The following is a 13,576-nucleotide window of genomic DNA, read 5'->3' as shown; positions in this document are numbered from 1 at the left end:
GCTCGAACCCTCTTGCAGGATCGAAGCGGCTGAGGCCCGAGGGGCCGTCGGCGAGGAGGCGACCCGCGACGACGAGGAGGCGGCGGAACCGCTCTGGCGCCGGCGTCTCGCGCCGCGACCCGTCGGGAAGGAGAGCCGAGACGCGCGGTGGGCCGCCGGAGGGGATAAAGCGAAGGGCGCCGTCCCAGGCGACGCCGAGACGTCGCGTCGGCGCCTCGGGTCACGGGAGCCAGGCGCGTTGCGTCGCGCGGTCCGCGCGCCGCGCCCGCGGCCGTCGCGACCCAGAGCTCGTCCCCGAGGACCGCGACGCTCTCCACCCACGGGTCGGGCGTGGCGACGAGGCGGGGGGCCGAGCCTCCGCGGGAGACGAGCCGGAGCCCCTGCTCGCCGCCCGAGGCGATCTCGCCTCCCGGAGGCAGCGCGATGGACCGGACCGGAGCGTCGTCGAGCTTCTCGATCTCTCCGGCACCGAACGGAGCCCGGTAGAGCCCCTGGCGGGAGCCGACGAGAAGCTCGCCTCCCTCCGTCTCGCCGAAGGCCCTCACCTCGAGATCGCCGAACCCCGTCGTCGCCAGCTCGGGCCCCGTGGCGCCGAGCCGGCCCCAGCCTCCCTTCTCGAGCGCGAAGACCGCCGTGCCCCGCCAGGAGGCCACGGCCGAGACGCGCAGGGAGGGGAGGCCGTCGCCGACGTCGAAGAGCCTGTCTGCCGCCGTGAGCCCCGAGCCGGTGGCGAGGTGGAGGACGCCTGCCACCTCGGCCGCGCCGAGGACCTGTCCGTCGCCCGCGACGTCGCCCCTCACCACGGATCGTTCGCTGGTCACGAAGGCGAGCGGCCGGACCCGATCCGCGCGAACGCGGCCGGGCGCCGCCTCCCGGGCCACGGTCCGGTCGAGGCGGTACAGCGTCAGGCCCGCGCCAGCGCCGGCGGCGAGGAAGACACCGGCCACCAGGGCCAGCGTTCGGCGGGAAACGACGGGCATGCTGCGTCGAGTCTAGCGGCGAAACGCCCGCGGGGGCGTCTCCCTCAGCGGCTGGCGGCGGCCTGGAGAACCGCCTCGAGGTTCGCCCTGCAGGGCGTGTAGTCCGGGCGGAGCTGGACGCACGTCCGGAGGTGCTCCACGCCCTCCGCGGGCCGGCCGGACCTCACCAGAGCGACGCCGATCCCGTTGTGCGCCAGGAAGTCCTCCTGGGAGGGGACCCGCAGGGCTTCCCGGTATTCCCGGATCGCGTCCTCCAGCCGCCCGGCCTTCGTGTAGATCGTGGCGAGGTGGACGCGAACCTCCCCGTCTTCGGGCTCGACGGCGAGTGCGCTCCGGAGGCGGTACGCGGCCTCTTCGAAGCGTCCCCGCTCCTCGGCCACGCGGGCCAGGTTCAGGAGAGTCGGCAGGGCGTCGGGCTTGATCGCCAGGGATCGCGTCAGCAGCGGAAGGGCCTCGTCGGTCTTTCCGGCCTCGAGAAGCAGGTTGCCGTAGTTCGTGAGGCAGATGAAGCAGTCGGCGTTCCTCTCGAGCGTGTGCTGCCAGAGGGTCTCTTCGTTCCGGTAGGCCCGCCCTTGACGGAACGTGAGCGCGGCGAGGACGAAGAGACCGGCCGAGGCGAAAACCACCGCCGACCGGCGCCATCGCGCGTGGAGGGGCTCGAGAAGCGTCGCTGCGCCGCACAGGACGCTCGCCGCCGCCACGGCCACGGCCTGGTAGGCGAAGTGGTCGGCGACCCACGAGTACCGCATCGCGTAGACGTTGAAGAACCCCATCGCCGGGAAGAGGACACCTCCGAAGAGCAGCAGCCCGGCGAGCGGTCCCCGCCGTCCCCGGCGCGCGAGCAGCCCTGCGACCGCGAGCGCGGCCGTCCAGCCGAGGACGGGCAGCCACTGCCGGAGGTCCCCCGCGTCGGGGTCCCACCTGGGGTAGATGAAGGAGAGGTTTTCCGGCCAGAGGATCTTGGCCGCGTAGAACGTCGTCGTCTGCCCGGCGAGGACGACGCGCTCCAGGAGGCCGTGGGCCCATTCGTCCCCGGTCGCGCGGACCATGGTCCGCTCCAGCCAGGCCGTGTGGAGAGAGAGCGCGATGCCGACCGCGAAGAACGGCAACAGGGGCCGCACGTCGGACGCACGCAGCCGGCCGCCCATCCACCAGACGAGGACGAGGAGAACGGCCGGGAGGACGCTCGCGGTCGTCTTGGCGAGGAGGGCGAGGGTGAACGCTGCCAGCGCCACGGCATAGAGCAGGGCCGGCCGTTCGAGCAGCGGGAGGGCTTCCGGACGCGCCCGTTTCTTCTTCGACACCTGCCGGGCCTCTCGCGCCGCGAGAGCGTCCCTCGACGCGCGCCAGGCGTGTGCCGAGAGCAGGACCAGAACGAGGGAGAGAGTGTTCTTTCGCTCCGTCACCCAGGCCACGGACTCCACGCAGACGGGGTGCAGCGCGAAGGCCGTCGCGGCGAGCCCGGCGGCGGGGAGGGCGAGGCGCCGGAGAAATCGCCAGAGGAGGAACGCGCCGGCGGCGTGGAGCAGGACGTTGACGAGGTGATACCCGAGCGGGTGAAGGCCCCAGAGCCGCTTCTCGATCCAGTAGGACGTGAAGACGAGAGGGTAATACTGCTCGTTGGCCGACGGGTCGGTCCAGATCCGCGCCAGACCCGCCAGGCCGTCCAGCGTCGCGTTCTCGGTGACGTACGTGTGGTCGTTCCAGATGAACCCGGAACGGAGCACCGGCAGGTACGCGGCGACGAGCGCGACGAGAACCGCTGCCGGAAGGACCGCGCTGATCTTCTTCTGCACGTGGCGGATTCAAGACCCTGCGCCGGAGGCCCCACTACGGGTTCCGGGGCGTGGGCGGCTGTCTCTACCGCTTGAAGAAGCCCGACTGCGGCGTTCCCGGCGGGGCCGCTCCCGAGCCGCCCATGATCCGGCTGTTGAGCTCCTTGATCCGGTCGTTGAGCTGGGCGATGCGCGCGGCGGCCTCCTGGCGGATCCGCTCGTTCTCCTGGCGGGCCTTCTGCAGCTCGCCCTCGAGCTCCTGGCTCCCCATCGTGTGTGACTCGATCATCCGGTCCTTGGCCTGGAGGTCGGACTCGAGGTTGACGATCGCATCCTCCTTCTCCTGGATGCGCATCTTCCACTTCTCTTCCGCCTCCTCGTAGAGCTTCTTGATGTCCATCAGCTCCGTGATGGCGGAGAAGTCGTTTGCGGTCGGGGCCATGATGCCTCCTCGGAACTTTTCCTCGATCTGGGGGAAGAGCTTGCGGAGCTTGAGGGAGAGGTCCTCGGGGTCCGCCGTCAGCTGCATCGCCTTGTCGTAGTCGATCGCGCCGTTCACGAGGAGCGCGATGAGCGACTGGTTCATCGACTGCATCCTGTAGTAGGTGACCGAGGACTCGATCTCGTCGAGGATCTCGTTGGTCTGCCCTTCCTCGATGAGCTTGGTGATCTTCGGGGAGTTGACGAGGATCTCGATCACCGCGATCCGCCCCTGGCCGTCGATCCGCTCGATGAGCTGCATGGAGCAGATCGCGCGCAGGACCAGGGCGACCTGACGCCGGACCTGGTTCTGCTGGCCGTTGGGGCAGCTGTCCATGATGCGGTCGATCGTCTGCGCGGCGTTGTTCGTATGGAGGGTGGAGAAGACGAGGTGCCCCGTCTCGGCGGCCGTGATCGCCGTCTGCATGGTCTCCCAGTCGCGCATCTCGCCGACCATGATGACGTCCGGGTCCTGCCGCATCGCGTTCTTGAGCGCTTCCTGGAAAGAGGTGGTGTCGGTTCCGACCTCGCGCTGGCAGACGGAGCCGAGGTTGTCCTGGAAGAGGTACTCGATCGGGTCCTCGACGGTGACGACGTGGACCGGGTGCCTCTCGGTGATGCCCTTGATGATGCCTGCGAGCGTCGTGGACTTGCCCGAGCCGGTCGGTCCGGTGACGAGGACGAGGCCAGCGGGGTAGTCGCAGAACGTGTTGACGACGTCGGGCAGGTGCAGCTCGGCGACGCCCGGGATCGTGAACGGGATCCGCCGGAAGACGGCCGACCAGCTCCCGCGCTGCAGGAAAATGTTGCCGCGGAAGCGCGCCAGCCCCTGGATGCCGTAGCCGATGTCGACGGCGTAGTTCGCCGTCAGCTTGTCCTTCTGGTGGGGCGTGAGGATCGTGAGGACCATCTCCTCGATCTCTTTCGGAGTGAGAGGGTCCGTTTTCAGAGGGACGAGACGGCCGTTGATCCGCAGGAGCGGCGGTCGCCCCGGCTTGAGGTGGAGGTCCGACGCCTCCTTTTTCGTGACGAACTTCAACAGTTCGGTCAGGTCCATGTTCCAGATCCTCGCACGAAGCTTATACCGTTCCGGGGGGGATCCGGTCGTCCCGGCCCGGTCTGCGGTCCCCGGCGAGCAGGAGTGTCCGGGCCTCGCGCCGGTCGTGGACCTCGCCCGCCGCGACGGCCTCGTCGAGGCTCGCGAGCGCGATGCCGAGGGCGACGCCCGACACTCCGAGAAGTCGGGCGACGTTCTCGGCAGAGAGGGGTCGCCGGGGATGGAGGATCCGGCCGAGGGCCCCCCTCCCGGAGAGGAGGCGACGCGCCTCGAATGCCAGTGTCCGCCCCGCCGCACCCCGCGCCGCGGCGGAGAAGGCGACGGCCTCCAGGGAGAACGGGGCGGCCCGTCGAAGGAGGAGAACCGCGTCGCGACGGGTGGGTGCACGCGCCGGTCGGGGAAGGGCCAGCAGCGTCTGCGCGAGGCGGCGGTCCCGGCGGCTCGCGCGGAGCGCCTCGAGGGCGCTGGCGGCGGGTGCGGGGCCGGATGGCGAAAGGAGGAGCGTCCTGAGCAGGGCAACGGAGGCCCCGGCCTCGGCCGCGCGGACGAGCCGGGTCCCGCGGAGCCGCGACGCTGCGGAAAGGCCGGGCAGGAGCGGTTCGAGCGCCCCCCACGCCTCGAGTCGTGCCAGGGCGAGCGCGGCCGGAATGGGACCCGCCGCGAGGATGGCGTCGAGCTCCGAGAGGCGGCGCTCCGGCGCGATGGAGCCGAGGCCCACGGCCGCGCGGCGCAGCTCGGGAAGCGCCGCGGGGTCGAGCCGAAAGCCGGGCAGGCGTGCGAGGAAGCGGGCGGCGCGGACGACGCGAAGCGGGTCCTCGACGAGGACTCCGGCCCGCGGAAGTCTCAGTCGACGGGCGCGCAGGTCGTCGAGCGCGCCGTCGGGTGCGACGAGTCGCGCGCCGGGAAAGGCGACGCCGAGCGCGTTGACCGTGAAATCGCGGCGCGAGAGGTCCGTGACGGGGTCGCCGTCGGTTTCCCAGATGTCGACGGACGATGAGCCGAGCGGAACGTGGAGGATGCGGCGCGGTGACTGCCCGATCGAGACGGCGCGCGAACCGCCGAGGAGAGCGAGAGCGTCGGCGAACGCCGCCGCTCCCTCGCGTGCCACCGCGAGGTCCACGTCTCCCGACGGCAGGGCGAGGAGGGCGTCGCGGACCGCGCCTCCGACGAGGAGGAACGGCACGCCCGACTCCGCCGACGCGGACCGTGCGAGGCGGATGGTCCGGCGGCGCGCGAGGCGTCCCAGCGCCGCGCGGATGTCGGGTAGCGCTTTCACGGCAGGAATCGACGGTAGGGGAGCGCCGAGGGCGCCGTCAAGCCGCTGGCTATACTCGACTCCGTGAAGATCGACCGCGAGCTCGTCCGCAGCGTGGCCCGGCTCGCCGCGCTCGATCTCGCCGACGGGGAAGACGCCCGGCTCGCGGAGGAGCTGACCCGGGTGGTCGAGCACTTCGAGGCCCTGCGACGCGTGCCGGACGCGCTCCTCCCCCCGTTGCCGGCGCCTCCGGCGACGCCACTGCGCGAGGACGTCCCGTCGGGCGAGCCCGGCGAGCGCGCGTTCGTCGCCGCGAACGCGCCGGAGGCCGCGCACGGGCACTTCGTCGTCCCTCGCGTCGTCTCGAGGAACGGATGACGCCGGACCTCGACCGCCTTCTCGACGGGCCGGCCCACGCGCTGGCGGCCGCGGTCTCTGCCCGCGGGATCTCCGCGCGCGAGGCCGTGGAAGCCTCGCTGGCGCGCGTGGAGCAGAGCCGGGCCCTCCACGGGGCTTTCCTTCACGTCGCACCGCAGGCGGCCCTCGCGGCGGCGGACGAGGTCGACCGGCGGACCGCGGCCGGCGAGACCCTGCCGCTCGCCGGCGTTCCGCTCGCGGTCAAGGACAACATCAACGTGGCCGGCCTCCCGTCGACGGCCGGGTCGAGGATCCTCGAAGGCTTCGTCGCGGCCGACGACGCGACGTGCGTGTCCCGGCTGAAGGCTGCCGGATGCGTCGTCGTCGGCAAGACGAGCTGCGACGAGTTCGGGATGGGTTCCTCGAGCGAGACGTCGGCCTGGGGGCCGGTCCGCAACCCGTGGGATCTCGCTCGCGTTCCCGGCGGCTCGTCGGGCGGGTCGGCCGCGGCCGTGGCGGCCCTCGCGGTACCTCTCGCGATCGGGACGGACACGGGAGGCTCCGTCAGGCAGCCCGCGGCCTTCTGCTCCCTGGTGGGCGTCAAGCCGACGTACGGGCGCGTCCCGCGCTACGGCCTTCTCGCCTACGCCTCCTCGCTCGACCAGGCCGGGCCGCTCGCCCGCAACGTGCGCGACGCGGCGCTCGCTCTCGCCGCGATGTCGGGAGCCGACCCGCGCGATTCCACGTCTCTGTCGTCCGCCCCCCCCGACCTCCTCGGCCGCGTCGGAAACGGTGCCCGGGGAGCGCGCATCGGGCTTCTGGCGGAGGCGGAAGCGCCCGAGGGGGGCCTCGACGCCGACGTCGCCGCGGCGCTCGAGGTGACGGCGCGGCTCCTCGAGTCTGCGGGTGCCACGCTCGTCCGGGTCTCGGTGCCGCGCATCGCGCTCGCGGTCGCCGCGTACTACATCCTCGCGACCGCCGAGGCCTCGTCGAACCTCGCCCGCTACGACGGCGTCCGCTACGGGGCGAGGCGCGAAGGCGAGGGGCTCGCGGGGCTCTACCGCTCGACGCGCTCCGCCGGCTTCGGCCCGGAGGTGAAGCGCCGGATCCTCCTCGGGACGTTCGCGCTCTCGTCGGGCTACCGCGAGGCCTGGTACGAGCGTGCCCAGCGCGTCCGCGCCCTGCTCGCGCTCGACTTCGAGGAGGCCTTTCGCTCGTGCGACGCGATCCTCTGCCCGACGGCGCCCGAGCCGGCGTTCCGGATCGGGGAGAAGGCCGAGGATCCGCTCGCGATGTACCTCGCCGACGTCTTCACCGTGCCGGCGAGCCTCGCGGGGCTCCCGGCGCTCTCGGTCCCCGCCGGGCTCTCGCGAGACCGCCTCCCGATCGGGATGCAGCTCGCGGGACCGGCGGGCTCCGAGCCCCTGCTCCTGGCCCTGGGCCACGAGGTCGAGCGGGCGGCGGGCGAGTGGGGCCGTCCACCGGGCGCGATCCGTTGACGAGGTCCCCCCTCCGGCTCCTCGCCCTGGCGCTGCTGCTCCTTTCGCGTCTCCTCGGCGCGCAGGAGCCGCCGAAGCGGGTCGACGTTTCCGAGGATTTCTCGGCCGTCCTCGACGAAGGCGCGATCGTCGTCGAGGTGCGTCCGCTGGAGGGCGAGTCCGTCGCGGACTTCGCGCGGCGCGTCTCCCGCGACGAGGGGGCGGCCGCGACGCTCCTCAGACTCGCGACGCCCCCGTCGCGGACGCGGACGATCCTGTTGCCCTACGCGGGCCTCTCGGACGAGACCCGGCTCGCGGCCGTCCGCGCCCTCTTTCCTTCGGACGCGCGCGCGACGATCGGCTGGCTGCACGTCGCCGTGGGGACCGAGCCGCTCGCGTCGATCGCCTCCTGGTTCACGGGCGACGAGCGCCTCGCCGGCCGGCTCGCGGAGCTGAACGGCCTGACGGGTCGGTCCGTCACTCGCGGGACCCTGGTGAAGGTGCCGGTCGAGTACCTGCTCGCGCCGTTCCGCGACGCCGAGCCGATTCCCGACGAGGAGCCGCCGCGCCTCGAGTACGGTTCCGACGCGAAGGGGAAGTACGCCGTCTACCGCCTGAAGAGGAAGGAGGCGCTGTACTCCGCCGTCGTCGTGAGGTTCACCGGACGCCTTCACGCCGAGGACGTCATCCAGCTCGCGCTCGACATCGCCCTGCGGTCGGGCATCGACGACGTCCACGGGATTCCCGTCGGATTCCCGGTGAAGATCCCGCTCGAGCTCCTTTCCGAGGAGTACCTCCCGCCGGACGACCCCAAGACCGCGGCGAGGGAGAAGGAGCGGGCCGAGGCGGCTCTCTTCGCCGCTCCCGCGAAGGCCCGGGGTCTCGCCGGAGTGCGCGTCGTCATCGACGCGGGGCACGGCGGCCGCGACACCGGGACTCTTCACCACGGCGTCTGGGAGTCGACCTACGTCTACGACGTCGCCTCGCGCCTTCGGAAGGTCCTCCTCGAGACGACCCGTGCGGAGGTCGTCATGATGACGCGCGAGCCGGGAATCGGCTGGGAGGTTCCGGATCGCGACCGGCTACCGGACCGCAAGGCGCGGGTCCTCCTGACCGATCCTCCCTACACGCTCACGGACCCGACGGCGGGAGTGAACCTCCGGTGGTACCTGGCGAACGCCATACTGAGACGGCCCGGTCCCGGCGGCAGGCCGATCCCGCCGGAGCGCACCGTCTTCCTCTCCCTCCACGCGGACTCGCTCCACCCCTCCGTCCGGGGCGCCATGGCGTACGTCCCGGGCGAGCGCTTCCTGCGCTCGAGCTACGGCCGCGCGACGCCGTTCTACCGGAGGTTCCGCGAGGTGCGCGACGAGCCGGTCGTCTCCTTCACGAAGAAGGAGCGCGTCCTGGCAGAGGGGGCGTCGACCTCGCTGGCCGAGAAGCTGATCGGCGCGTTCCGACGCCGGAGCCTGCCCGTTCACCAGTTCCGGCCGGTGCGGACGCACGTCATCCGTTCGGGGCGGGAATGGGTGCCGGCGGTCCTGCGCTACAACAAGATCCCGAATCGCGTCCTCTTCGAGCTCTCGAACCTCTCGAACGACGAGGATCGCGGGCTCACGCTGACGCGCGCCTTCCGGCAGCAGTCCGCGGAGGCCCTTGCGGACGGGCTCCTGGCTTTCTTCGGTGGGACCGGAGTCCCCGAAGGGGACGCGCCGCCTCCACCGCCAGAGGAGACGCCGGTCCCCTCCGCGAACGGTCGGCCGACGGTCGTCCCGACGGTCCCCGCCGATCCGGCCGCCGGTACGCCCGCGCGCGAGATCGCCGGGCCCTGGCCCCAGATCGCCGGCCCGTGGCCGCGCCGGGTCGAGCCCGGCCCGGCCGCTGCGCAAGTCCGATCGCCGACACCGACGCCGAAGCCGACGCTGAAGCAGGCGCGTAAGCCGACGCGTAAGCCGACGCGTACGCCGACGCCGAAGAGAACACCCCGCCGCCGCTAGCCGGAGGCTCGCGGGGGTTCGGACCGGGAGGCCCCGAGCCGCGCGAGCGCGAGCCCGGCGAGGACTACGGCAGCAGAGGCGACCTTCGCGCCCGAGAAGCGTTCCCCGGTCCAGAGGGCGGAGGAGATCCCCGCGACGACCGGGACGAGGACGCCGATCCGGGTCGTGGCCGCGACGCCGAGAACCGCAAGGGCGTGCGCCCAGAGCCGGAAGGCGGCATAGAGGGGAAAGACGGCGGAGAGGACGAGGATGACCCAGGTCAGGGCCGACACGCCGCGGTAATCCTGCGCACGCATCGCGGGCGCGCAGTAGGCGAGGAGGACCGGGATCCCGAACGCGAAGGTCGTGGCGAGCGCCGTGGCGTGCGGGATCCTGGTCGAGAGGCGCGAGGACGCCACGCTGTAGACGGCCCAGAAGGCCGCGGAGCACAAACAGAGGAGATTCCCGGAGCGGCCGCCCAGGTCGACCGAGCCGTGAGCGGCCACGAGGAACCCCACCACCCCGCACCATGCCACGGCCGTGCCGGCGACGGCGAACCGGGAGATGCGCTCGTACCCGAGCGCGGCGACGATGAGGAGCGCGAGGAGGGGAGAGACCGAGTTCATCAGCGCGGCCGCGAATCCGCTCGTCCGGGCGATCCCGATGGCGAAGATCGGCTGGTAGATGCCGATGCCGGCCATGGCGAGGAAGAACCCGTGGCGGCGAAGGCCGCGCGGGGGAAGGATCGGCGCGCCGTTCCGGAACGCCCAGCCGAGGATCAGCGCCCCTGCGATGAGGAACCGCCATCCGGTGTAGGCGAGCGGCGAGAACTCGCGGTAGGCGATCTTCGTCGCCGGGTAGTTCACGCCCCAGACGACGACGCAGAGAACGACGCCGAGGAGGGCCTTCGAACGGGCGCTTGCGGGTGAGGGCACGGAGGGTTCCTCTGCTATATTTCAGGGGCTTTTTCGGTAGAAGGCGGCGCATCTCCCGCGTCGCGTTCTGCCCGTCCGCGGAGGGACTGCACGACGATGCTTGAGGTTGAAGCGCTCCGCAAGTCGTTCTACGGAACGGTGGCCGTCGACGACGTGTCGTTCCGGGTCGAGAGCGGGGAGATCCTGGGCTTTCTCGGTCCGAACGGTGCCGGGAAGACCACGACGATGCGGATGATCACCGGGTTTCTCGAGCCGGGCTCGGGAAAGGTGACCGTCGACGGAATCGATGCCGCCGCCAGGCCCAGGGAGGCGAGGGCCCGGATCGGATATCTCCCGGAGACCCTCGCCCTCTACCCGGAGATGCGGGTCCGGGAGTACGTGAAGTTCCGCGCCGAGCTCTGCGGCGTTCCACGGCGGGAAACGAAGGCCAGGGTCGAGGAAGCCCTTTCCACCTGCTTCGTCGACGACGTGGCAGGGAAGCCGATCGGCAACCTCTCCAAGGGCTATCGGCAGCGCGTCGGCCTCGCGGCGGCGCTCGTCCACGGCCCGCAGGTCCTCATTCTGGACGAGCCGACGGTCGGCCTCGACCCGAGGCAGATCGTCAAGGTCCGCGAGCTGATCCGCGACCTCCGGAAAGACCACACGATCCTCCTCTCGACCCACATCCTCCCCGAGGTGGAGCTCGTCTGCGACCGCGTGGTCATCATCGACCGGGGAAAGATCGTCGCCACCGGCACTCCGGAGACGCTCCGCCAGCAGCTGACGCAGGCGCCGGGCCTGGCCGTAGGCCTCAAGGGCGAGATCCCCGACGCCGACGGGATCCTCCGCCAGCTGCCGGGGGTCGTCCGCGCCGCGCGGATCGGCGCCGGGGGCGAGACGCGGGTTCTCCTGGAGGCGGACCGCGGGGCCGACCTGCGCGAGAGCGTCTTCCGCGAGTGCGTCGCCCGCGGCTGGACGGTCCTCGAGCTCTTCCCCCGGCAGGCGACCCTCGAGGACGTCTTCGTCCGGCTCCTCGCGACCCGGGACGCCGAGGCGGCCGAGAGGTCCGAGGATCTGCCCGCCGCCGTCGAGGAGAGCGAGTCCCGCGAGGAGGGCCGGTCGTGAAGGCGCTCCTGGCGATCCTCAAGCGCGAATTCCTCGCGTACTTCTTCTCTCCCCTGGCCTACGTCGTCCTGACGGCGTTCCTCTTCATCAACGGATACGTCTTCTACGCGATCCTCCTGTCGCTCAACAGCCCGGAGACGTCGCGGCAGGAGCTGATGGCCCTCTTCTTCAAGAACGTCTTCTACTGGATCTTCATGATGCTCATCTCTTCGATCGTGGCCATGCGCCTGATCGCAGAGGAGCGCAAGTCGGGCTCCATCGAGGCGCTCCTGACGGCCCCGGTGGGCGAGGGAACCGTCGTGACGGGGAAGTTTCTCGGCGGCTTCACCTTCTTCCTCTTCCTGTGGCTGCCGACGGTTCTCTACCCGGTCGCTCTCTCGCGGTACGGGAGGATCGACTTCGGCCCCATCGCCTCGGGCTACCTCGGAATCGCCCTCTTCGGCGCGCTCTTCATCGCGGCGGGGACCTTCGCCTCGTCGCTGACGAAGAACCAGATCATCGCGGCGATCGTCAGCTTCGTGATGATCCTCGCCATCTTCCTCGCCGGGATCTTCCGGGAGCTCGCCACGGACCCGAACCTGAAGGAGGCTCTCTCCTACCTCAACCTGATCGAGCACATGGACGACTTCGCGCGCGGCATCGTCGACACGCGCCGGATCGTCTACGTCGTCTCCTCCGTCGTCTTCTTCCTTCTCCTGGCCGCCAGGGTCCTGAAGGGAAACAAGGGGAAATAGTGAGCGAGGGAAAGACGGCCTCACGCATCAACCTCGGGCTCGCGATCCTCCTCGGCATCGGGATACTGGGCCTCGTCAACTGGATCGGTGCCCGCCACTACCGGAGGCTCGACTGGACGAGCTCCGGCCTCTACACGCTGTCCGAGAAGTCGACCCAGGTGCTGAAAGCGCTGAGGCAGCCCGTCGCGGTGACGGTCTTCATGACCGAGGGATCGCCGCTCTACGCCGAGACCCAGGAGCTGCTCCGGCGCTACCAGGCGGCCTCGCCGCTCGTCACCGTCGAGACCCTCAATCCCGAGCGGAACCCGGCCCGCGCGCAGGCATTCCTGAAAGAGACGGGGGTCATGCAGCTCTCCGTGGTCTTCCGCTCGGGGGAGAAGAAGAAGTCCGTCTCCCTCGAGCAGCTCGCCGAGTTCGACTTCCAGCGCGCCCAGATGGGGGGCGAGCCCGCCCTGAAGGCGTTCAAGGGCGAGCAGGAGTTCACGGCGGCGATCCTGACCGTGACGCAGGAGAAGAGCCCGAGAGTCGTCTTCACGAAGGGTCACGGCGAGCGCCCGGTCGCCGGGCGTTCGCGGGAGGGGCTCGAGCGGCTCGTCGAGGCCCTGAAGCAGGACAACTGCTCCGTGGAGGAGTGGGACAGCCTCGTCGACCAGAAGGTCCCCGACAAGACCGACCTCGTCGTCATCGCCGGACCGCGGACCGGCTTCACCTTTCCCGAGACCGACGCCCTGAAGGCGTACCTCGCGGACGGCGGGCGGGCGCTCCTCCTTCTCGACCCGGAGTTCGCTCCTGGAGCCGGGAACCGGATGGCCGCCCTCGGGCTGGGGCCCGTCCTCGACGCCTACGGCGTCCGCCTCGGCGACGACATCGTCGTCGACCCGAAGAACGCCCTGCCCCTGATGGGGCCGGAGACCGTCGTCGCGCGGAGCTTCCGCAGCCATACGGTCACGAAGCTCCTCGAAGGGCTCCCGGTCGTCTTTCCGGTCGCCCGGTCCGTCGGCGTCGTCGAGCCGAGCCCGGAGGGTGTCACGGCCCAGGTCGTCATCGAGACTTCGGCGGAGGGCTGGGGCGAGACGAATCTCGCCGATCTCGAGACGAAGGTCGAGAAGGACGACAGGGACGTCGCCGGTCCGGTGCCGCTGGCGGTCGCCGTCGAGGCCGGTACCGGGAGAAAGACCCGGCTGGTGGCCATGGGCGACGCCGACTTCGCCTCGACGGGTGGCATCGCCAACGCCGCGAACCTCTACCTCGTCACCTCGGCGGTGAACTGGCTGCTCGAGAGGGAGACGCTGGTCTCGATCCCGCCCAGATCCACCGACCAGGTCGCCGTCGTCCTTTCGAGGGGCGACATCGCCCGCATCACCCTCTTCGTCCTCCTCATTCTGCCCGCCTGTGCGATCGGGCTCGGCATCGTGGTCTGGTTCAAGAGGCGCCGCTGAGGAACG

General features: G+C 71.1%; 10 protein-coding genes. 6 read left to right on the top strand and 4 right to left on the bottom strand.

Features of this window, described 5'->3' with window-relative positions; genetic code table 11:
- Positions 1 to 1,024 precede the first annotated feature (1,024 nt).
- The 3 genes from IPN03_04350 to IPN03_04340 all read right to left on the bottom strand — a co-directional run bounded on the left by IPN03_04350 (position 1,025) and on the right by IPN03_04340 (position 5,568).
- Positions 1,025 to 2,776 carry a tetratricopeptide repeat protein gene (locus IPN03_04350; GenBank protein MBK9372960.1) on the bottom strand — a complete coding sequence of 584 codons (1,752 nt, stop codon included), beginning with the start codon at positions 2,774 to 2,776 and terminating at the stop codon, positions 1,025 to 1,027.
- Positions 2,777 to 2,840: 64 nt separating this feature from the next.
- Entirely contained in the window at positions 2,841 to 4,292 is a 1,452-nt protein-coding gene (locus IPN03_04345) for a PilT/PilU family type 4a pilus ATPase (GenBank protein MBK9372959.1), read from the bottom strand.
- 22 nt (positions 4,293 to 4,314) lie between these two features.
- Positions 4,315 to 5,568 (bottom strand): CCA tRNA nucleotidyltransferase, encoded by a 1,254-nt coding sequence (locus IPN03_04340; protein ID MBK9372958.1) that lies wholly within the window; start codon positions 5,566 to 5,568, stop codon positions 4,315 to 4,317.
- 63 nt (positions 5,569 to 5,631) lie between these two features.
- On the opposite strand from IPN03_04340, the gene gatC reads away from it, so the two are divergent.
- From gatC to IPN03_04325, 3 genes are read left to right on the top strand one after another with little or no spacing between them, the layout of a single operon-like run.
- On the top strand, positions 5,632 to 5,925 hold the full coding sequence (gatC, locus tag IPN03_04335) for an Asp-tRNA(Asn)/Glu-tRNA(Gln) amidotransferase subunit GatC (GenBank protein ID MBK9372957.1): 294 nt from the start codon (positions 5,632 to 5,634) through the stop codon (positions 5,923 to 5,925).
- A complete protein-coding gene (gene gatA, locus IPN03_04330) occupies positions 5,922 to 7,403 on the top strand; it encodes an Asp-tRNA(Asn)/Glu-tRNA(Gln) amidotransferase subunit GatA (GenBank protein MBK9372956.1) in 1,482 nt (493 codons plus the stop codon). The genes gatC and gatA overlap by 4 nt, the downstream gene beginning before the upstream one ends.
- Positions 7,400 to 9,379 (top strand): N-acetylmuramoyl-L-alanine amidase, encoded by a 1,980-nt coding sequence (locus IPN03_04325; GenBank protein MBK9372955.1) that lies wholly within the window; start codon positions 7,400 to 7,402, stop codon positions 9,377 to 9,379. The genes gatA and IPN03_04325 overlap by 4 nt, the downstream gene beginning before the upstream one ends.
- Here the strand turns inward: IPN03_04325 and IPN03_04320 are convergent.
- Entirely contained in the window at positions 9,376 to 10,293 is a 918-nt protein-coding gene (locus IPN03_04320) for a DMT family transporter (GenBank protein ID MBK9372954.1), read from the bottom strand. The two genes, IPN03_04325 and IPN03_04320, sit on opposite strands and share 4 nt — an antisense overlap.
- 96 nt (positions 10,294 to 10,389) lie before the next feature.
- Here IPN03_04320 and IPN03_04315 point away from each other — a divergent pair, with 96 nt between their 5' ends.
- The 3 genes from IPN03_04315 to IPN03_04305 are packed head-to-tail and all read left to right on the top strand — an operon-like array spanning position 10,390 to position 13,570.
- On the top strand, positions 10,390 to 11,397 hold the full coding sequence (locus IPN03_04315) for an ABC transporter ATP-binding protein (protein MBK9372953.1): 1,008 nt from the start codon (positions 10,390 to 10,392) through the stop codon (positions 11,395 to 11,397).
- Positions 11,394 to 12,131: an ABC transporter permease gene (locus IPN03_04310; GenBank protein MBK9372952.1), complete on the top strand. Its 738-nt coding sequence runs from the start codon at positions 11,394 to 11,396 to the stop codon at positions 12,129 to 12,131. Before IPN03_04315 ends, IPN03_04310 begins: the two co-directional genes overlap by 4 nt.
- A complete protein-coding gene (locus IPN03_04305; protein ID MBK9372951.1) occupies positions 12,131 to 13,570 on the top strand; it encodes a GldG family protein in 1,440 nt (479 codons plus the stop codon). Before IPN03_04310 ends, IPN03_04305 begins: the two co-directional genes overlap by 1 nt.
- Positions 13,571 to 13,576 lie beyond the last annotated feature (6 nt).

The organism is Holophagales bacterium (genome assembly GCA_016719485.1).
Taxonomy (GTDB): domain Bacteria; phylum Acidobacteriota; class Thermoanaerobaculia; order UBA5066; family UBA5066; genus UBA5066.
The sequence above is the reverse complement of the archived record's forward strand: the minus strand, read 5'-3'. Positions and strand labels throughout refer to the sequence as shown.

Coding starts and splice junctions, on each gene's coding strand:
- IPN03_04345 (MBK9372959.1), bottom strand. CDS start 4,292: ATGGACCTGACCGAACTGTTGAAGTTCGTCACGAAAAAGGAGGCGTCG.
- gatA (MBK9372956.1), top strand. CDS start 5,922: ATGACGCCGGACCTCGACCGCCTTCTCGACGGGCCGGCCCACGCGCTG.
- IPN03_04315 (MBK9372953.1), top strand. CDS start 10,390: ATGCTTGAGGTTGAAGCGCTCCGCAAGTCGTTCTACGGAACGGTGGCC.